We start from the raw sequence: 18201 nt of genomic DNA on the forward strand, positions 1-18201 counted from the left end.
TTCGGACGCTTGAAGCTGGCGTCTTTGAGAGACGAAAAAAGCGCCGATGGCGTCAGCTTCCCCGAAAAGCCCCGTGTTGCAGGGCTTTTCAAGGATGTCTTACAGCAAAAAGGAGGAATTGAATGAGTAAAGAAACCAGAGATCGTATTGCATTCCGGATGCAGCCAGAAACCAGAAGAAGGATCGAGCAGTGGTACGCCGCCGACAACTGCCAGAGCAAAAATGAGTTCATCGAGAAAGCCGTGAACTTCTATGTGGACTATCTGGGAATACAGGACAACACAACGCTGCTGCCCATGGCAATCATGTCTGCCATCGACGGCAGGCTGAGCAGATTGGAGGACTATATCGCCTGCAGAGATTTTACCAGATGCGTGGAGCAGGACATGACCAACGGTATTATCGCAGAAGCGTTCGAGATGGATCGGGAAGATTTGAAACGCAGACGGGCGCAGAGCGTCCGCAATGTGAAAGCCACCAACGGTCTCATCTCGTTGGAAAAGTACGCACGCTTCCGTCAGGAGCAGGACTGGAATGATGACGAATGGCAAGACTGATCCTCAAGAGTCCCTATATCAAAAGCACCGGCGGGGCCTCCGGATACCTGCGCTACATCGCGACCCGGGAGCGGGTGGAGCTTATCCCAGATGACCGTCCGCCCACACGAAAGCAGGAGCAGCTCATCGCAAAACTGGTCAAAGACTTCCCGGACAGCAAGGTGCTCTATGAGTACGAGGACTACCTGACAAAGCCCACAAAGGTCAATGCATCTGCGTTCATCACGCTGGCGCTGGAAGCCAACTGGGATTCCATTCACGAGTCGGAGCAGTACATGAAGTACATTGCCACCCGGCCACGCGCCGAGCGCATCGGCGCTCACGGTCTGTTCGGTGATGAGGATGCAGTCTCTCTGGAGAAAGCCGTGGAAGAACTGGAGAACTACACCGGAAATGTGTGGACGCATATCATCTCTCTCAAGCGGGAGGATGCTGCTCGGCTCGGCTTCGACAACGCCGCGGCGTGGCGAAATCTCATCCGGGCGCACCGCAACGACATCGCGGCGGCAATGAAGATCCTGCCCGGCGACTTCCGATGGTACGCTGCTTTCCACGACGAGGGCGAGCACCCGCACATCCACATGATGGCCTGGTCCGTCAAGGCGGGGCAGGCCTACCTCTCCAAGGAAGGCATCCGTCAGATCAAGTCCAAGCTCACCAACGATATTTTCCGCAACGAAATGCTCCACCTCTATGAACAGAAGTCTGATTCCAGAGATGAACTGGTGCGGAAAACTCGGCGGGCAATGCTGGAACTGGTGCGTGCCATGCAGGACGGCGTATGTGACCACCCGGACGCCGAACAGCTCATGCTGGAGCTGGCGGCGCAGCTCGGAGCGGTCAAGGGCAAGAAATCCTACGGTTACCTCCCCAAACGGTTGAAGCAGCTGGTGGATGAGATCGTGGACGAGATGGAGCGGCTCCCTGTCGTAAGCAAGTGCTATGACCAGTGGCTGATGCTCCAAGGCAAGGTGGACAGCTACTATCACGACAAGACCCAGGCACGCATCCCGCTCTCACAGCAAAAGGAGTTCCGGCAGATCAAAAACGCGGTCATTCAGGAGGCGGAGCGCCTGCGCTTGGGTGAGATCAGCTTCGAGGAGAAGAATCTCGGTCAGTACGATGAGCCGGAAGAATTCCGAAACGAGTCTTACGACTACTGGGTGCTCCGGGATGTGATCCGGGACGAGAGCCTGACCATGGAGGAACGGAGCGACGCCGTCTCTGAAATGGACAAACTGGCAGAGAACGGTGATATGTATGCCCAGTACCTGATGGGAAAGCTCTGGCGGGACGGACCTTTGCTGATACCGGACTCGGTGGAAGCACGGTACTGGTTCGAGCAGGCGGGGGATCAGGGACATCTGGTGGCACAATATTCCCTTGCTAAGTTATACCTCTCGGATGATTTGGAAGTGCGGGATACCCGGAAGGGGATGAACTGGCTCTACACCGCCGCGGTCAACGGCAGCCACTACGCCATGTATCGGCTGGCCAAGGAGTGTCTCAAAGGCGAGCACATCCAAAAGGATACCGCAAGAGCGGTGGAGTGGTTTGCCAAGTCGGCGGAGGGAGGAAATCCCTACGCCCAGTATATGCTGGGCAAGCTGTACCTTACCGGAACGGAAGCTCCCTATGACGAGGAACGAGCAATCCACTGGCTGACCCGATCCGCCGAGCAGGGTAACCAGTATGCCCAGTATCTCCTGAACCATCTGGAGGAAAACCGCCCTCCCTCTGCAATGCTGGCGGTGACCCGGCTGCTCCATCACATGAGCCGGATCTTCCGGGACAACTCCGTCCCTAAGTCCCGCCCCGGCGGAATCCAGATCGACCGCAAGCGGCTGAAAAAGCTGCAGGAGAAGCGCATGGCCTTGGGCCATAAACCGGACGACCATGAGGAGCAGTGGCCTGACATGACGATGTAAGCGGCTCAAAAACTGGGCCGCAAAACAAAGAATAAAACCCTTCCACGCGGAAGGTAGAAAGGAACTGAATGAGAAAATCCAAATACAATTCGTTTGATGAACTCCCACTGATGCTGACCGTGGAGGATGTGTCCCATGTGCTGGGCATCGGTCTGGCCCACGCCTACGAGGTGGCCCACCGCAGGGATTTCCCCACCATCACACTGGGAAGCCGCATCATCGTTCCCCGTGACAAATTCATGGAATGGATCGACGAACAGGCTGCGAAAAAATCTGAAATATTTTAGTAGCTATTCCAAAAACTCTGTGGTATGTGTTTGTGTTAAAAAGGAGGGATCATAAATGGCAAAGAAACGAGCCAACGGTGAGGGCAGCATCCGCAAAAAGCCCAGCGGCCGCTGGGAGGGCAGATATACCCAGGGCATCGACCCGGTCACCGGCAAGGCCATCCAGAAAAGTGTGTCCGCTAAGACCCAGGCAGAGTGCAAGGAAAAGCTGGCGAAGGCCATTCGGGAAAACCGGGGCGTGCCTATCCATCACACCGGAGACTACACTGTAGCGGAGTGGTGCCGCCTGTGGTTTGAGACTTACAGCAAGCCCAACATCCGCTACAATACCGCCAAGGGCTATGAAGGGATCATCGAACACCACATCATCCCGGCCATCGGTGTGATCAAGCTCAGGCAGCTCTCGTCCATCCATATCCAGAGGATGTACAACGAGACCAAGGAAAACGGCAGGATGCAGCGCGGGTCGAAGCAGAACGGCAAAGCGCTATCCAACACCTTCGTGCGGCGTGTCCATGCGGTGCTGCAGGCGGCGCTGAAGCAGGCGGTGAAAGAGCGGCTCATCCCGTACAACCCCTGCGAGAACTGCCGTATCCCGCCCAAGGACAAGAAAGAGATGACCATCCTCCCGCCGGAGAGGATCGGCAGATACCTCCAGGAAGCGGAGAAGTACGGCGTCCTGCCTATGTTCTATCTGGAGTTGTCCAGCGGCCTGCGCCGGGGAGAACTGCTGGCGCTCCAGTGGGAGGACTTGAATGTAAAAGAGCGCATCCTGACGGTGAATAAGCAGGTCACCCGCATGGAGGGCGAGCTGGATGTGACAGAACCAAAAACGAAAAACTCTGTCCGCAAGGTGGCGTTGTCGCAGCAGGCCGTGAACCTGCTGGTGCAGGAGCATGAACAGCACCCGGACAACCCTATCCTGTTCCCGTCGCCCCGGACGGGCGGCTACTGGAGTCCGGACGCGGTGTCAAGGATCAACCGGAAGCTGCTAAAAAACGCAGGCATCGAGGAGCACGTGCGCTTCCACGACCTCAGACACACATTCGCCACCATGGCGATTTCCAGCGGCGTGGATGTGAAGACCCTGTCCAGCATGCTGGGTCACTACAGCGCGGGCTTCACTCTGGACACCTATACGCACATCACCAACGATATGCAGCGAGGCGCGGCAGAGAAGATCGGCGGCTTTATGGAATCGGCCACGGCAGCCAACGCCCCGGAGCCTCCCGACCCGCCGGAGGAGAACCGGTGCAAGGTGATACCGTTCGAAAGGGTGGGGTAAGTAATGTAAAACAGCCACAGATAGAAGCGACTCTATCTGTGGCTGTTCACACTATTGCATATCAAGATTAATAGAATCTGTTTCTCTGTTCTTGATGTATCTGGTCTTCTTTGTAGGCGGCCATGATTCGCTGATATTCCTTCGGGTTATCATTTTCGCAGTCCAGTGTAACAATTCGGTCAACGTACGGCTTTAATGGTTCAGGGCTGTACCAAGGCTCTTTTATTGTGAGATAAATGATTTTTTTCGTCTTCTGCCGTTCTGCCATTTCATGTAGCATTTGAATCTCTTCTGGATTTTTCGTAACACTTTGCATCGGCCATACAATCATGAAGTCAAACGCATAATTGTCGTATTTATTGCTACTGCTCCTGGTGGATAGATTGTCGAAATAGATAGTAAGGTTCGACAATTGCATGGACTGTCCATACTTTTTAGGAACTTTTACTTTGGAAAGACCTGCCCAACGGAAGAAATCCTCCATCCCATCCTTTGTGGTATGAATAAGAAAGATTAGACCTTTAGACCTCCCTCGAACATTCAGTGCTTTTAGAAGTGTCCGGTGTTTTTCTTCGTCGGCTATGCCGCAGATCAATAGCGTTTTCTCTGTCTCATTATTTAGGAAGCTTGCAATTTGCTTATAGGCGTTTTCTACATCAGACATGAAAATCCTCCTGATAAAACACTATCACAATGTGATTGGTTGGTAATTTTTTTAGCTGTACCTGACAATACAAAAACTACTATAAACCATTATAGGCGCTAAAAAGGAAAAACTCAAGTTTCCGTCGTGTCTGTGGCGAAATACCCGAGTTACACCCGTTAGGGATGGGTTAGGGATTTTGCGGTTTTCGGCGTTCCTCCGTACCGAGGTTGCAACCGCCATTTTACCGCTCTGACCACAATTGGGATGTGGTCAAGCACGCTTCAAAAATTGAACTAATAACGCAGAAAAACCGCCTAAAAAGGCGGTTTTTCTGGGAAAGGTGGTCCGAGTGACAGGATTCGAACCTGCGGCATCCTGCTCCCAAAGCAGGCGCGCTACCAACTGCGCTACACCCGGTTATTAAGTTATTTTATCCGGCTGGTCGTATTCTCCCAAACTTATCGGGAATACTTTTTCCGCTCGTTTATAGCGGTTTTCGGCGCTTTTTAATTTGTTTCACTTACTCTTTGACGCTCTTATCTCCGCTGTTTCCGGGTGTTCCAGCGCCGTCTGTGGTAATCTATGTGGTCAAAAACGCTTCCCGCCCGGTTTCCGGTGAACTTTCACCGGTGCCGGATGGGAAGCGTTTTGCGTTTCAGACCGTTTGCATTGTAACTCTGAGGAGAGAGTTATGCAAGAGATTTCTAAAAGGCATGCAGCTCAAAGGTTGAGCCGCTATAGACAAAGAATGGGCGGGAAGATAGGCAGAGGTACTTTTCTTGTTCCCTGGGTATAAATCCCTTAATATAGGCATAATAGTAAGGGATTTACGGCACAGCCTATTGACTATTCCCTTATTCTGTATTATCATTTAAGGGAAAACGAATGGAGGTGAGGGGATGAGAACCTTCAATTACTCCGCAATCAAGGAGCAGAAGTGGGACTCGGATGTTCTTGGCCTGATTGCGGCCATATACAAGGAAGTCGGTAAGCAGGAACTGTATTTGAAGCAGCGTCCGGAGGAACTCGAAAAACTCGTGGAGATTGCCAAGATACAGAGCACCGAGGCATCGAATGCCATCGAGGGCATCGTCACCACGAGTACCCGAATCCGGCAGCTCGTCGAGGAGAAAACCACGCCGAGGAACCGAGATGAGCAGGAGATCGCTGGATACCGCGATGTGCTGAGTATCATTCATGAGAGCTTTGACGCGATACCAATTACGCAGAACTATATCCTGCAGCTTCACAAAATCCTGTACAGCCACACGAATAACCCGCTTGCGGGCCGCACAAAAAGCGTGCAGAATTATATCACTGCCACCTATCCGGACGGTCACATGGAAACACTGTTTACACCGCTTGCCCCTTATGAAACGCCGGAAGCGCTGGACAGAATCTGCGAGGAATACAACCGTGTGATTGGAAATATGGAGCTGGAGCCGTTGATTGCAATCCCGGTTTTCATCCATGATTTTCTGTGCATCCACCCCCTCAATGACGGCAACGGACGAATGAGCCGATTGATCACAACGCTGCTTCTGTACCGAAACGGCTTTTATGTCGGTAAGTATATCTCCTTGGAAGCCAAAATCGCCAAAAACAAGGACCTGTACTATGATGCGCTTGCGCAGGCGCAAACCGGCTGGCACGAAGGCACGGAGGATGTAGTGCCGTTCATCAAGTACCTGCTCGGAACGATCCTTGCGGCCTATAAGGACTTTGAGGATCGCGTGGCGCTTGTGGAAACCAAGCTGCCTGCATTGGAAATGGTGCGCAGAGCAAGCAAGAATAGAATCGGGCGATTCAATAAGCAGGATATCCGGGAACTCTGCCCGACGCTCAGCGACAGTTCCATAGAGGGGGCCTTGCGTAAGCTGATTGCAGCCGGCGAGTTAAAAAAAGAAGGGCGCGGGAAGAATACCTGCTATTTCAGGCTGAATTAGATTCCCTTCAATACGCGCAACTTTTTAGAGGGCCGCGCCTGTTCATACGAGCAGGTGCGGCCCTTTTGATTGCCCAAAAGGTCGTGCACAATAACGCAATAAACCTACTAAAAAGTCAAGCCCAAATTAAAAGAAAAGTTATAGGCAGGAAAAGAGCATAGCAAAGCAGAGGCGGCAAAACGGAACGCTTGGCCGCCTCAAATAAAGTATTGGGGATCTCAGCTCATTCTATTGTCGGCAAGCTGCGGTAGAGCTCTGTGACCTTGCCATAGGCTGTCATGTGGGGCCTGGTGCTTTTGGAATGGCGCTGGCCAGCAGATTGGTTCCTTAAAATCGAGGGGGGATTTGGTGAAACAAAAGATTGCAAAGGGAATCCGGGTGGTTACAGTGCCGCCTGTTCTGGTTTCCGCAATGCTGCTGATCTTGTATCAGGTCTATGGGGACGAGTTTGCGTCAGGAACCATGCTTTTGTGCGGGATTTTTTTCCTGGCGTTGCTGCCGGTGCTGGCCTATCCCCTTGCGTCCTGGGGATATCAGCGGAGAAAACACCCCAACCGGTTTTTAACATTGAGGGAAAAGCAACGGAATCTGGCCTTTCTTCTTACGCCGGTGGGGTATTTTCTGGGGTGGATTGCGGGATGGCTGGGACATTGCTCTGCCATGATGATGGGAGTTCTGACGGTTATCTGATGGGCGTGATCCTGCTGACTGTGCTGAACAAAGGCTTTCATATCAAAGCCAGCGGCCATGCCTGCAGCTGTGTGATGGCCTATCTGCTCTTGGGGGAGTGGCTTGGGCGTATTTTTCATCTGTGTTCCTCTTTATCTTGGTGAATTCTGGGCCAGTGTTTCTCTCAAGCGCCACACCGTAAAAGAATTTATAGGGGGAACCGGTGTGGCCGTGTTTGCGTTTTTGGCCCAGAAGTTTCTGTATTTGATGTAGCGTCGCTTTGCATAGGGAAAGAAAATTTGTCCATGGGAACGGGGTTTCGGCCCGATACCTTCAAATAAAAGAGAGCCCTTCGAATCGGGCGGCGGTTGACGCTGCCCCCCACTTCGAAGGTTTTTTTGTATGTTCCAGATGTTGAGAGAAAGCGGTGCGTTGATTTCTGCCTGGCCATTGACAATGCCCAGGACAGCAGATATAATTCCACCTAACGATAGGTAGAATTATTTTGGAGGAAGATCGATGAAAAGAGACAGCACAAAAGATAAGATTCTGGAAGCGATGTATACGCTGATTGCCGAAAAGGGATATGACAAATCTTCCATTGGCCAAATTGCAGATAGGATCGGCATCAAAAAAGCCTCGATTTATTATTATTTTGCCTCCAAAGAGGAAATTTTCTTGGAACTTGTGCAAGGCTTGTATCAGGACGATTTTGCGGGAAAAATCCAGGAGATTCAAACAAAGGAGACTTTCCAGGACTACCAGAAGGCCATTGTCGCTTTGGGAGAGGATTTCATAGCGTCGTATTTTGAAAACCAGACGCTTCGAAAAGTGTATGCGGAAATTGACATCCAGACCACCCGGATACCGGCCCTTCAGACATTCGCCCAGGAGGCCAACCGCACACTGAAAAACTTCCTGTTTCAATCTCTTTCTTATGGTGTAAAGATCGGCGCCTTTTTACCCGATTTTGATGTGGAAAAGAATGCGCAGATGCTTTATACCATTTTGATCGGCATCGATGCCGCCATTTTATATGATTTGCCTGTTGAGCCGGAAGTGGTTTGGAACACTTCCGTAGGGTATTTGTTTGCGCAAAAGGAGCTGCAATGATGATAGAAACTCATTTTGTGACATTGCCTGTGAAGAAGGTTTTTTTCAAGTTGACCATTCCCAGCGTGATGAGCATGTTCTTTTCATCCATATACATGATGGCCGATGGGATTTTCGTGGGGCATTTCGTCGGTTCGGATGCGTTGGCTGCGGTCAATATGGTCATGCCGGTGATCATGATATTGTTTGCGGTGTCCAACATGATTGCCGTTGGGTCTTCGGTGAAAGTGTCCACGGCCTTGGGAGAAAAGAATCCTGGGAAAGCCCGCAGTATGTTTTCTTTCAGCACGGCGCTGGTGATAGGAGTGGGAGTTTTCTTTGCCGCTGCGGGGCTTCTTTTCTCAAAGCCGCTGATCCACCAAGTGATCGGGGAAGACCAGCTGGCCGAAATGGCGATTCAGTATTCCCGGGTGCTGATGCTTGGATTGCCCTTCATCATGCCCCTGTTTGCCATGGACAATTTTTTGAGAGTGTGCGGCAAAGCCCGGTACAGTATGTGGATCAATATCATCGTGTCGGTGCTCAACATCTTTTTGGATTGGCTGATGGTTGCCAAATGGGAGTGGGGGATTTCCGCCTCTGCATTGGCCACAGTCATCAGCATGATGATCGGGTCCGTATTTTCATTTTTTCCCTTTTTCAGCAAGAAGATCACGCTGTATTTCACAAAGCCCAAAATCAAAAAGGCCGAGTTGCTCGGTATGCTGTACAATGGGAGTTCGGAGTTTTTGAGCAGCATTGCAAGCTCGGTTATTGCCACTTTGATCAATGCCGTTTTGCTGTATTTGGGGGGATCGGTGGCGGTGGCCAGCTACGGGATCGTGATGTATATTGACACTTTGCTGGTAGGTGTGTTATATGGTGTTGTGGACTCCATACAACCGGCGGTCAGCTATAATCTGGGCGCGGGAAAAGTAAAGCGGACATTCTCCTTTTTCAAAATATCCTGTGTGGTTACGGCGGCGATTTCCGTACTCTGCATGGCTGTGATCCTGATATTTCCCGATAAATTGGCTGCTGTTTTCTCCGAGAAAGGCAATGTTCAGGTGATGCAGATGACAGTGGCCGCCTTGCTGCTGTTTGCGCCATCCTATTTGTTTACATGGTTTAACATGGTCACAAGCGCCTTTTTGACAGCCATGGACAAACCAAAGGAATCCATGATCATCATGCTTTTCCGAACCGTTTTGCTGCCGGTGTCCTGTCTGGTGATCCTGACTTCTGTTATGGGAGTGTACGGCGTGTTTTCCACGATTACATTATCCAGTCTTCTGACCTGCATTCTGGCCGGTCTGATCTGGAGGAAAACGGTATGGAGTTACGCCCATTAAAACGCAGCGAAAGGCCCGTGAAGCACAGGCCGCTAAATATTGGAGGTGCTCAGATGAAACGAATTTTGCCTATATTGATTTCTCTTTTGTTTTTGCTCGCTGGCTGCAGCAGGGCAGAAACGGATCGCTCTTATGAGCAGATCACCCAGGAAAAGCAAAAGAGATGATGGATACCCAGGATGTGATCGTGCTGGATGTGCGGGAACAGGATGAATATGACAGCGGGCACATTCCCGGCGCTGTTCTGCTGCCGGTGGGAACCATTGATGAGGACACCGCCGGTGAAGTGATTCCGGAGAAGGATTCGACGGTTCTGGTCTATTGTCGCAGCGGCAATCGCAGCAAAGCCGCCTCGGACACCTTGGTGAAATTGGGATACACCAAGGTTTATGAGTTCGGCGGCATCAACACCTGGCCCTATGACATAGAGCAGTAAGCCGGGATATTTTCCATTCCCCTCAGAAATCCATGGATTTCTGAGGGGAATTGTTTTTCTTGGGGCTGCTTCCTTGGCCACGATTCTTCCACAAACATGACAGACTGTTGTCCGCCTCCTGTGCTATAATACAGAAAAACAGGAAAGGCGGTGCATTCCATGAAGATGGAGCGGCTCATCGGCATTTTATCCATCCTGCTCCAGCGGGAAAAGGTCACGGCGCCGGAACTGGCCCGGCAGTTCGAGGTGTCCCGGCGGACCATCCAGCGGGACATCGAGTCTTTGGGCCGTGCAGGTATCCCCATCTCCACTGTCCAGGGCCCGGGCGGCGGCATCTCTATCATGGAGGGATACCGGGTGGACCGCACGGTGCTCACCGCCCCGGAGATGCAGGCCATCCTGGCCGGCCTCAGGAGCCTGGACAGCGTCAGCGGCACCCGGCGCTATGCCCAGCTGATGGAAAAACTGTCCGTCGGAACAGGCGGATTGGTGCCAGGCGGCGCCCATATGCTCATCGACCTTTCTTCCTGGTACAAAACCAGCCTGCTGCCCAAAATTGAGTGCATCCAGGAGGCCATGGAGCAGCATTGTACCATACAGTTTACCTATTTTTCCCCCAAGGGGGAATCGGTGCGCACCGTTGAGCCCTATTATCTGGTGTTTCACTGGTCCACCTGGTATGTATGGGGCTGGTGCCGGATGCGGGAGGATTTCCGCCTTTTTAAGCTGAATCGCATGACAGAACTCACTCGGGGCCAGCCTTTTTCTCCTCGCAGCGCACCGCTGCCGGACTTTACACTGGAGAGAGTTTTTCCGGCAAACTATCAGGTTACGGTCCTCTTTGATCCGGCCTGCCGCTGGAGGCTGATGGAGGAATACGGGGCAGATCATTTTACGGAGGAGCCGGATGGCCGGCTGCGTTTCACCGGAAGTTTTCCCGATGGAGATAGTGTGCTCAGCTGGGTTCTGACCTTTGGAGACAAGGCAGAACTGGTGGAGCCGGAAGAATTGCGGGTGCAGCTGGGGAAACTGGCGGAAACGCTGGCCCACCGTTATCAAAGGGGGAGATCGCATGGCATCCCATAGGGATTTTGTAGATTATGTGGCCGAACAACTGGGGGAGGCCGGAGCCATCCGCAGCCGAAAGATGTTCGGGGAATACGGCCTTTATTGCGATGATGTGTTTTTCGCCGTCATTTGCGACGACCTGCTTTTTGTGAAGGTCACACCGGAGGGGGAGGCAGCCTTCCCGGATCTGCCCAAGGCCCCGCCCTATGAAGGAGCCAAGGAATCCTTTCTGGTGGAGGATGTGGAAGACCGGGAGTGCCTGGCTGCGTTAACTCGCATCACCAGCCAGGCGCTGCGGGACAAACAGCAAAAGAAAGGAAGAAAATGACGATGGCTTTTGACTACAAGAAAGAATACAAGGAATTCTATCTGCCGCCCAAAACCCCGGGGATCGTCACGGTACCGGCCATGAACTTTCTGGCGGTGCGGGGGCAGGGGGATCCCAACGAGGAAGGCGGTGCTTACAAGCAGGCCCTGGAAATGCTCTATGGGGTGGCCTTCACCATCAAAATGAGCAAGAAAGGAAAGCATCAGCTGAAGGGCTATTTCGATTATGTAGTGCCGCCCTTGGAGGGGCTTTGGTGGCAGGAAGGTGTTTGCGGGGTGGATTACGCCCATAAAAAGGACTTTCAGTGGATCTCCCTGATCCGCTTGCCGGAGTTTGTGACAAAGGAAGTCTTTCACTGGGCCATCCAGGAAGCTGCGGAAAAGAAGCAGCGGGATTTTTCCAAAGTGGAGTTTTTCTCTTGGGAGGAGGGATTGTGCGTTCAGTGTATGCACATCGGCCCTTATGATGACGAGCCCGCCACTGTGGCCGCCATGGAAGAATACACGAAGAATCAGGACTATGAAGAGGATTTCGGAGAGAACCGATTCCACCATGAAATCTATTTGAGCGATGTGCGCCGGTGCAAACCGGAAAAGCTGAAAACCGTCATCCGGCACCCGGTGAGGAGAATGCTATGAAAGGATTTTCCCGTGAGGAGACCCGCTTTTCTTTGTGCGGCCTGAATTGTCTTTTGTGCAGCATGCACCTGGGCGGCTATTGTCCCGGCTGCGGCGGTGGGGCAGGCAATCAGAGCTGCGCCCTGGCCAGATGCTCCTTGGAGCATGGCGGCATCCGGTTTTGCTGGGAATGCCCGGAGTACCCTTGTTTTCGCTATGAGGAGTTTGACGATGGAGATTCTTTTGTTCCCCACCGGAACCGACAGCAGGACATCGCACAGGCCTGGGAGCTGGGATTGGAAACTTACCTGGCTCAGCTGGAGGAAAAGCGGGAGATTCTGGACGAGCTGTTGACCCATTACAACGATGGCCGGCGCAAAACTTTTTTCAATAGGGCGGTTTACTTGCTGCCTTTGGAGGATTTGCCGAGGGGTGCGGGCTGCCTTGGATCGTCAATCGGCGCAAGGGGAGCAGGAAGCCAAGGCGCGGGCTCTGGCTGCGGTGCAACTGCTGCAGGAAGCGGCAGATCGCCGGGGCCTCAGTCTGAAGAGCAAGAAAAAACCGAAAAAGGGGTGATTCCATGGCGGCTTCCCAGGTGAGTGTTTTGTTTCCCTGTCCAGTGGAGCAAGTATGGCGGACCGTGACCGATCTTTCCTGCACCACCTGGCGCAGTGATCTGAAAGGGGTGGAGGTGCTGGACGAGATTCACTTTGTGGAGCATACCAAAAGCGGCTATGCCACAAAGTTTACCGTTACGGTTTGCGAGCCGTTTCACTCCTGGGCCTTTGTTATGGAGAATGACAATATGTCCGGTTCCTGGGAGGGTATCTTTCAGGAGGTGGAGGGCGGCACACAGTTGACCTGCACCGAAACGGTCATGGCCAGGCACTGGTGGATGCGTCCTTTTGTGCCCGGTTATTTGAAGCGGCAGCAGAAGCGATACCTGAAGGATTTGCGGAAAAAGCTGCTGAAATAAGCCATGTTAACAGGCGTTGCTTGCGGCCACGGGTCCTTCTTCGTATAATATGAGCGAAAGGAGTGAGCCCGTATGTTAAGGGAAAATATCAAGACTATCCGAAAATCCAAGGGGCTTTCCCAACAGGAACTTGCCGTTAAACTGAATGTGGTGAGGCAGACCATCTCCAAATGGGAACAAGGGGGTTCACTTAGATAAAGATACCACATCAATCCCACGCTGACTTTTGCTCAAGCGATACAGCCGGAGGGCTGGATAACAAGAAAAGGCGGTATGCGCCCCGTGGAGGGGTAGCGTACCGCCTTTTCTTGTGGGGGTTTCCAAAGGGGGCAACGCCCCCATTTGGCACACGACTTTGCGAAGCAAAGTGTAGTGTGTTATACGCTCTGTCGGCGTTGCCGTGAAAATGCCGTTGCCGCCGGGGAGGGCAAGGGCATTTGAAGCGGCAGGAAAACAGGGCTGTGCTTGTGTGGCGTGGAGCCGCAAGCGCAGCTCTGTTTTCATCAGCAGACAGGGCGTATATGAAAGCCCCCGTCCCTCGTCCTACGCTCCGACTTGTGGACAAAGTGTCCCGAAGTTGTGGCCACACTCCCGGAAAAGTAGCAGGACAGCGGGCAACCGTCAAGGCTGAAATGAACGGGTTTACACCCGGCCTTGACCGCCGCCCGCCGTCCCACTGAATGGGTGGACAAGGCGGCCAATCCCTCAAAGTGCTTGTCCGCGCTCTTTCTGATTTTGAGGTATTCAGTTTTTCAAAATTGAATAATCAAAATAAATTTTTTCGATTGAAAAAATTTTATTTGTTATCATCTTCAATGCCATATTTTTTCTTTTGCCGAATCACATAATTACTGATTTTTTCATCATATAGTGGATACTGGTAATCCAACTGGCATGCCACTTCTGACGAAACCTCCCGGAACAATGCCATACATTGTTCAAAGGATTCCCACATATGGGGATAGGAATCCATATTATAAGTGGACATAAGTCGTTCCCACAATTCCTCTGGGACATATTGCTTCATAAATTTATAGTTTTTTCCCAAACTGAAATGAAATCCCTGTTTGATACCAATCAGCCAGGAAATCATGCGAAGCAATTCTTTTCGTACTATATCATTCATATGGTCAATAGCAAAAAGAATTTCTTTGCGGCATAAGCCCTTTACTACATATGTTGTAGTATTCCAAAATTCATTACAGCAATCGTCAAACATTCTTTGAGTAGGCTTCTGCAAGTGGTAGTCTATATCCGTTGGTATTGGCGGCTTTACGATACGGTTGTCTTTATCCAACAGTAACTTTACCAGTTTATCCCATGTAAAATACTCGTCTATCAGTTCCAGCGGCAGCAAAGTTAAATCTATCTTAACATCATCAGTAAACAGCATTAAATATGAAAATCCCTTTTCTACAGCTGGAAATAATTCCATATCTTCCGGCTTTTGCAGAATCAACCTTTCACCAAATATATCTAGCCATTTATCATCACTTGTGAAGCTGTCCATATCCGTAACAAAAAAAGTAATATCAAAATCCTGAAAATCATCAGGCGGAATATTTGTATTTGTTCTAGATCCTTCCAAAGTAACCATGCGAATGCGTTTGTCTGTTTTTGCAAAATTCAAAACAATATCATAAACTTCCTTTTCTGATCTCATTTTTATCTCCTCCAATTATTGAAATAGGTGTGAAGCCATTTTAGGGCTTTCCCGCCTTGATTACCCTTTAGCAAAGACGGGCGGGACTGTCAACGGCGGCGCATGAAATGCGCCGTTCATCTTGACCGTTGACTGGCTCGGCTGGCTTTGCTATCTCTCGATAAATTGTACCGAAATATTGAATTATTCTGGTACATACAAATAGCAACCTTTCACATGGTCATTTACAATTCCGATTGCCTGCATATACGCATATATAATCGTGCTGCCTACAAACTTAAAGCCTCGTTTTTTTAAGTCTTTACTGATTCTATCTGAAAGTGGCGTTGTTGCAGGAATGTCCGCTTCCGATTTGAAATGATTATGAATCGGTCTATTCTTAACATAAGACCAAATAAACTTATCAAAACTTCCGTATTCTTCTTGGATTTTGATAAATTGCTGTGCGTTTGTGATTGTCGACTTAATTTTTAATCTATTGCGAACAATATTGGCATTTTGCATTAACTCATCAATTTTAGTTTCGTCATAGAGAGCAATTTTTTGATAATCAAACTCGTTGAAGGCTTCCTTAAATGCAGCTCTTTTATTTAATATCGTCAGCCATGATAATCCGGCTTGCATACCTTCAAGAACCAACATTTCAAATAGTTTTCTATCATCATGAACGGGCTTTCCCCATTCCTCATCATGGTATTCTTTATAGAGTTCTGTGGTTGCCCACGAACATCTTTCTCTATCGTCTTTCTTCATGGTATCCTCCGTTTGTAAAATTTGTTTTTGTCGCCCACTTATTTTCTCCCCCGCTGGGGCTTTGGATTTTTCAGCAAGTCAGACTTTTGTGCAATTCTTTTTAGCCATTTCTTTTCTTCCTCGGACAGCTTCTTATAATTCAGTTTGAGCCGCTTGCAGATAAACATCATAGCCGCCTGCTCCGGGTCGCTGTCCTCTTTAGCGGTTTCCTCGGCGGTCTGCAAAAAATCTTCCAGTGGATTGTCCTCCGGGACACTGAAAAAATCGTCCTTGTGGGCTTCCCGCAGGTCGAAGGCTATCTTGTTTATGTCCTGCTGTATCACATAGCGGCAAAAGCTGTCGTCGTCAATGTGGGCGGCGATAAGCTGTCGCAGCTGCGGGTCAGTCAAGCCGGGATTGTGTTGTTTCATAATCGTTGCACTCACAGCGTCCACAATGGCGTTTGCGCTCTGCACCTGCTTTCCCGCTATGCCGTTCACATAGATTTCAAGGTCGGCCATGAGCCGGGGAAAATCCGGGTGTGTCGCCAGCTCACACAAAAGAGAATTGTCCACCAGCCCGCTTTTCAATAGTTCTATCATGCCATCACTCAAATGCAGGTCTGCAAGATCGGCGTTTGGGTGATTTTTGGTTTCGGACAGCCCCAGCAGATAATCGGCGGTCACGCCGTAAAACTTTGCCAGCTTGATAATGGCATAGTGGCTGATGTCCTTGAAGTCCTCCGCTTCATAGCTGCCCAGCGCAGACTTGGAGAGATGGGTCTGCTCCGCAAGTTGTTCCAGCGTTAAGCCACGCTCTACACGCAAATCTTTTAGGCGTTCTTGAATTGTTAGAGCCATGCTATCCTCCCCTTGTCTGTATGATAAATTAATGATTTTTATTTTATAAGGGTAATAAGCCCATCAACTAATTGAAAGCCGTTTTTTAGGTAGAAGTTTTCAGATGGAAATCCGCTTTCGGTATTTAGTATAATCGCATTCATTTTTTCATTCTGTATTTCGTATTCAATTAATTTCAGAAAGTAACTTCCAATTCCTTTCCCTTGCAAGTCTGATTTTACGCAAAATTGGTCGATATAGTATTCCATACCGTTAATCCACGGTTTTTTCATTCCTATGCTCAGAGCAATAATACTGCTTTCTTCTTTCAAAACATAGCCCACAAAATAATTGTTTGTCATGTAATTTTGGAAAAAACTCACTACCTGTTTTCTGGAACTATATGTATCATGCCATGGAGCTTTTGTGAACACATCAATAAATAAGTCCACACATTCATCAATGTGTTTGTTCGACATTTTGATTATATCCATTGGTTAAACTCGCTTTCTTTTTCTCGTTTATATTATACCACAATTCCGAGAGCGAGGAAATAGCCTGTTTTTTAAGTCGATTTCCCACCTTTCGGATATACGGGACGGACGGTCATTTAGGTGTAGACTTATGGTAGTTCATCGATGAACGGCACCTTGAAAACAGAATGACCGTCCGAAAAAGGATACCCCGGCTGGGGAAGCACTGCAAGGAGCCGGACTTCGGGACAAAATATCCCGAAGTTGCGGGGAGCGTGCCAACGCCGGAACACGCCGCAGGAATGGGGCAGGAAACCTTTTCGGAGGAACGGCAACGGAAAGCAAAATGGAGGGAACGCATGAGAGATAACCCCTATAAAGACTTGCCGCCGCTGGAACGCAGGCCGGACGGTTCCCTTTACCGCATGACACCGGCGCAGAGGAAACAGGCGGCCAGCCTGATACGCCGGGAGTGCTGTTGCTGTGAGGACGGCAACTGCATTGTCCTTGACGATGGGGACACCTGCACCTGCCCGCAGACGATTTCTTTCTCGGTCTGCTGTAAGTGGTTCCGCTGGTCGGTCTTGCCGCTGGACGGAACGCTGGAAGCGGAGATTTTCCGGGATAGGGACTTGAAACGCTGTGCGGTCTGCGGCGGCGTGTTCGTCCCCAAATCCAACCGGGCAAAATACTGCCCCGGCTGTGCCGCCAGAGTTCACAGGCGACAGAAAACAGAAAGTGAACGGAAAAGGAGGTCTGCTGTGGACAGTTAGGAGCGAAAAAAGCCTTGATTTATCAGGCTCCGCAAGCCCCAAACCGGGGCAGGTGGTATAAAGTATCGCCCGCCCCGGAAAACGGGCTTCTAACCGTCCACAAAACGCACTATGACAAATACCATCTATATCCATCAGCCGGAAAAGGCGTTCAGCTTCACCCGGCTCCCGAATTTCCTCTTTGAAGCCCCCACATTCAGGCCCCTGTCCAACGAGGCAAAGGTTCTGTACGCCTTTATCCTGCGCCGGACAGAGTTGTCCCGCAAGAATGGGTGGGCGGATGACTGCGGACGGATTTTCCTGTATTACCCTATCTGCGAAGTGGTTGACCTGCTCCATTGTGGGCGGCAGAAAGCGGTGAACACCCTGCGGGAACTGCAATACGCCGGACTGGTGGAAATCCAGAAGCAGGGCTGTGGAAAACCCAACCGCATTTTCCCAAAATCCTATGAAGCGGTTCCAAACACCGACTTCAAGAAATCCGGTTCTGGTACGCCGGGGGACTGAAAACCGTACCCATGAAGTACGGAAACC

At 50.6% G+C, this 18201-nt stretch carries 21 protein-coding genes, 1 tRNA gene and 1 pseudogene; 17 read left to right on the forward strand and 6 right to left on the reverse strand.

Going from position 1 to position 18201, the window contains the following annotated elements; translation table 11 throughout:
* Positions 1–122: 122 nt before the first annotated feature.
* The 4 genes from KQI26_RS03105 (at position 123) to KQI26_RS03120 (ending at position 4057) form a co-directional block, all read left to right on the forward strand.
* On the forward strand, positions 123–557 hold the full coding sequence (locus KQI26_RS03105; protein ID WP_216503169.1) for a hypothetical protein: 435 nt from the start codon (positions 123–125) through the stop codon (positions 555–557).
* Complete coding sequence (mobP3, locus tag KQI26_RS03110; protein WP_216503170.1) at positions 545–2485, forward strand: MobP3 family relaxase; 1941 nt, start codon at positions 545–547, stop codon at positions 2483–2485. The genes KQI26_RS03105 and mobP3 overlap by 13 nt, the downstream gene beginning before the upstream one ends.
* A gap of 68 nt (positions 2486–2553) precedes the next feature.
* Positions 2554–2772, forward strand: coding sequence for a helix-turn-helix domain-containing protein (locus KQI26_RS03115; RefSeq protein ID WP_119981460.1), 219 nt, complete (start codon positions 2554–2556; stop codon positions 2770–2772).
* Positions 2773–2827: 55 nt separating this feature from the next.
* Positions 2828–4057 (forward strand): site-specific integrase, encoded by a 1230-nt coding sequence (locus KQI26_RS03120; protein ID WP_216503171.1) that lies wholly within the window; start codon positions 2828–2830, stop codon positions 4055–4057.
* Between the two features lie 67 nt (positions 4058–4124).
* Here KQI26_RS03120 and KQI26_RS03125 read toward each other — a convergent pair whose 3' ends face one another.
* Positions 4125–4721, reverse strand: coding sequence for a hypothetical protein (locus KQI26_RS03125; RefSeq protein WP_216503172.1), 597 nt, complete (start codon positions 4719–4721; stop codon positions 4125–4127).
* Between the two features lie 323 nt (positions 4722–5044).
* Positions 5045–5120: transfer RNA gene (locus tag KQI26_RS03130), tRNA-Pro, on the reverse strand.
* Positions 5121–5602: 482 nt separating this feature from the next.
* Between KQI26_RS03130 and KQI26_RS03135 the strand changes: the two genes are divergently transcribed.
* The 11 genes and pseudogenes from KQI26_RS03135 to KQI26_RS03185 form a co-directional block, all read left to right on the forward strand.
* Complete coding sequence (locus tag KQI26_RS03135; protein WP_216503173.1) at positions 5603–6649, forward strand: Fic family protein; 1047 nt, start codon at positions 5603–5605, stop codon at positions 6647–6649.
* Positions 6650–6997: 348 nt separating this feature from the next.
* Positions 6998–7339: a hypothetical protein gene (locus KQI26_RS03140; RefSeq protein ID WP_216503174.1), complete on the forward strand. Its 342-nt coding sequence runs from the start codon at positions 6998–7000 to the stop codon at positions 7337–7339.
* 498 nt (positions 7340–7837) lie between these two features.
* Positions 7838–8431 (forward strand): TetR/AcrR family transcriptional regulator, encoded by a 594-nt coding sequence (locus tag KQI26_RS03145; RefSeq protein WP_216503175.1) that lies wholly within the window; start codon positions 7838–7840, stop codon positions 8429–8431.
* Positions 8431–9762 carry an MATE family efflux transporter gene (locus KQI26_RS03150; RefSeq protein ID WP_216503176.1) on the forward strand — a complete coding sequence of 444 codons (1332 nt, stop codon included), beginning with the start codon at positions 8431–8433 and terminating at the stop codon, positions 9760–9762. Before KQI26_RS03145 ends, KQI26_RS03150 begins: the two co-directional genes overlap by 1 nt.
* A 163-nt stretch (positions 9763–9925) precedes the next feature.
* Positions 9926–10198: a rhodanese-like domain-containing protein gene (locus tag KQI26_RS03155; RefSeq protein ID WP_371744067.1), complete on the forward strand. Its 273-nt coding sequence runs from the start codon at positions 9926–9928 to the stop codon at positions 10196–10198.
* Between the two features lie 159 nt (positions 10199–10357).
* Positions 10358–11284: a YafY family protein gene (locus tag KQI26_RS03160; RefSeq protein ID WP_216503177.1), complete on the forward strand. Its 927-nt coding sequence runs from the start codon at positions 10358–10360 to the stop codon at positions 11282–11284.
* Positions 11271–11594 (forward strand): TfoX/Sxy family protein, encoded by a 324-nt coding sequence (locus KQI26_RS03165; RefSeq protein ID WP_216503178.1) that lies wholly within the window; start codon positions 11271–11273, stop codon positions 11592–11594. The genes KQI26_RS03160 and KQI26_RS03165 overlap by 14 nt, the downstream gene beginning before the upstream one ends.
* Before the next feature lie 2 nt (positions 11595–11596).
* Positions 11597–12232, forward strand: coding sequence for a GyrI-like domain-containing protein (locus KQI26_RS03170; protein ID WP_216503179.1), 636 nt, complete (start codon positions 11597–11599; stop codon positions 12230–12232).
* Positions 12229–12810, forward strand: coding sequence for a DUF3795 domain-containing protein (locus KQI26_RS03175; protein ID WP_253292645.1), 582 nt, complete (start codon positions 12229–12231; stop codon positions 12808–12810). The genes KQI26_RS03170 and KQI26_RS03175 overlap by 4 nt, the downstream gene beginning before the upstream one ends.
* Entirely contained in the window at positions 12792–13187 is a 396-nt protein-coding gene (locus tag KQI26_RS03180; protein WP_216503180.1) for an SRPBCC family protein, read from the forward strand. The genes KQI26_RS03175 and KQI26_RS03180 overlap by 19 nt, the downstream gene beginning before the upstream one ends.
* A gap of 72 nt (positions 13188–13259) precedes the next feature.
* A pseudogene (locus tag KQI26_RS03185) lies at positions 13260–13379 on the forward strand (helix-turn-helix transcriptional regulator); the annotation flags it as partial.
* Between the two features lie 604 nt (positions 13380–13983).
* Here the strand turns inward: KQI26_RS03185 and KQI26_RS03190 are convergent.
* From KQI26_RS03190 to KQI26_RS03205, 4 genes are all read right to left on the reverse strand, one after another.
* Positions 13984–14850: an aminoglycoside 6-adenylyltransferase AadE gene (locus KQI26_RS03190; RefSeq protein ID WP_001255868.1), complete on the reverse strand. Its 867-nt coding sequence runs from the start codon at positions 14848–14850 to the stop codon at positions 13984–13986.
* A gap of 183 nt (positions 14851–15033) precedes the next feature.
* Positions 15034–15603 carry a DNA-3-methyladenine glycosylase I gene (locus KQI26_RS03195; protein ID WP_216503181.1) on the reverse strand — a complete coding sequence of 190 codons (570 nt, stop codon included), beginning with the start codon at positions 15601–15603 and terminating at the stop codon, positions 15034–15036.
* A gap of 38 nt (positions 15604–15641) precedes the next feature.
* A complete protein-coding gene (locus KQI26_RS03200) occupies positions 15642–16442 on the reverse strand; it encodes a helix-turn-helix domain-containing protein (protein ID WP_216503182.1) in 801 nt (266 codons plus the stop codon).
* Between the two features lie 38 nt (positions 16443–16480).
* Positions 16481–16900 (reverse strand): GNAT family N-acetyltransferase, encoded by a 420-nt coding sequence (locus KQI26_RS03205; RefSeq protein WP_371744068.1) that lies wholly within the window; start codon positions 16898–16900, stop codon positions 16481–16483.
* A 353-nt stretch (positions 16901–17253) separates the two neighbouring features.
* Between KQI26_RS03205 and KQI26_RS03210 the strand changes: the two genes are divergently transcribed.
* Together KQI26_RS03210 and KQI26_RS03215 are read left to right on the forward strand one after the other, a co-directional pair.
* Positions 17254–17667, forward strand: coding sequence for a cysteine-rich VLP domain-containing protein (locus tag KQI26_RS03210; RefSeq protein ID WP_044940356.1), 414 nt, complete (start codon positions 17254–17256; stop codon positions 17665–17667).
* A gap of 111 nt (positions 17668–17778) precedes the next feature.
* Positions 17779–18174, forward strand: coding sequence for a replication initiator protein A (locus KQI26_RS03215; RefSeq protein ID WP_117502387.1), 396 nt, complete (start codon positions 17779–17781; stop codon positions 18172–18174).
* Positions 18175–18201: the final 27 nt, after the last annotated feature.

The organism is Intestinimonas sp. MSJ-38 (assembly GCF_018917925.1).
Taxonomy (GTDB): Bacteria; Bacillota; Clostridia; order Oscillospirales; family Butyricicoccaceae; genus Pseudobutyricicoccus.

Coding starts and splice junctions, on each gene's coding strand:
- KQI26_RS03105 (WP_216503169.1), top strand. CDS start 123: ATGAGTAAAGAAACCAGAGATCGTATTGCATTCCGGATGCAGCCAGAA.
- mobP3 (WP_216503170.1), top strand. CDS start 545: ATGGCAAGACTGATCCTCAAGAGTCCCTATATCAAAAGCACCGGCGGG.
- KQI26_RS03115 (WP_119981460.1), top strand. CDS start 2,554: ATGAGAAAATCCAAATACAATTCGTTTGATGAACTCCCACTGATGCTG.
- KQI26_RS03120 (WP_216503171.1), top strand. CDS start 2,828: ATGGCAAAGAAACGAGCCAACGGTGAGGGCAGCATCCGCAAAAAGCCC.
- KQI26_RS03125 (WP_216503172.1), bottom strand. CDS start 4,721: ATGTCTGATGTAGAAAACGCCTATAAGCAAATTGCAAGCTTCCTAAAT.
- KQI26_RS03135 (WP_216503173.1), top strand. CDS start 5,603: ATGAGAACCTTCAATTACTCCGCAATCAAGGAGCAGAAGTGGGACTCG.
- KQI26_RS03145 (WP_216503175.1), top strand. CDS start 7,838: ATGAAAAGAGACAGCACAAAAGATAAGATTCTGGAAGCGATGTATACG.
- KQI26_RS03150 (WP_216503176.1), top strand. CDS start 8,431: ATGATAGAAACTCATTTTGTGACATTGCCTGTGAAGAAGGTTTTTTTC.
- KQI26_RS03155 (WP_371744067.1), top strand. CDS start 9,926: ATGATGGATACCCAGGATGTGATCGTGCTGGATGTGCGGGAACAGGAT.
- KQI26_RS03160 (WP_216503177.1), top strand. CDS start 10,358: ATGAAGATGGAGCGGCTCATCGGCATTTTATCCATCCTGCTCCAGCGG.
- KQI26_RS03165 (WP_216503178.1), top strand. CDS start 11,271: ATGGCATCCCATAGGGATTTTGTAGATTATGTGGCCGAACAACTGGGG.
- KQI26_RS03170 (WP_216503179.1), top strand. CDS start 11,597: ATGGCTTTTGACTACAAGAAAGAATACAAGGAATTCTATCTGCCGCCC.
- KQI26_RS03175 (WP_253292645.1), top strand. CDS start 12,229: ATGAAAGGATTTTCCCGTGAGGAGACCCGCTTTTCTTTGTGCGGCCTG.
- KQI26_RS03180 (WP_216503180.1), top strand. CDS start 12,792: ATGGCGGCTTCCCAGGTGAGTGTTTTGTTTCCCTGTCCAGTGGAGCAA.
- KQI26_RS03190 (WP_001255868.1), bottom strand. CDS start 14,850: ATGAGATCAGAAAAGGAAGTTTATGATATTGTTTTGAATTTTGCAAAA.
- KQI26_RS03195 (WP_216503181.1), bottom strand. CDS start 15,603: ATGAAGAAAGACGATAGAGAAAGATGTTCGTGGGCAACCACAGAACTC.
- KQI26_RS03200 (WP_216503182.1), bottom strand. CDS start 16,442: ATGGCTCTAACAATTCAAGAACGCCTAAAAGATTTGCGTGTAGAGCGT.
- KQI26_RS03205 (WP_371744068.1), bottom strand. CDS start 16,900: ATGTCGAACAAACACATTGATGAATGTGTGGACTTATTTATTGATGTG.
- KQI26_RS03210 (WP_044940356.1), top strand. CDS start 17,254: ATGAGAGATAACCCCTATAAAGACTTGCCGCCGCTGGAACGCAGGCCG.
- KQI26_RS03215 (WP_117502387.1), top strand. CDS start 17,779: ATGACAAATACCATCTATATCCATCAGCCGGAAAAGGCGTTCAGCTTC.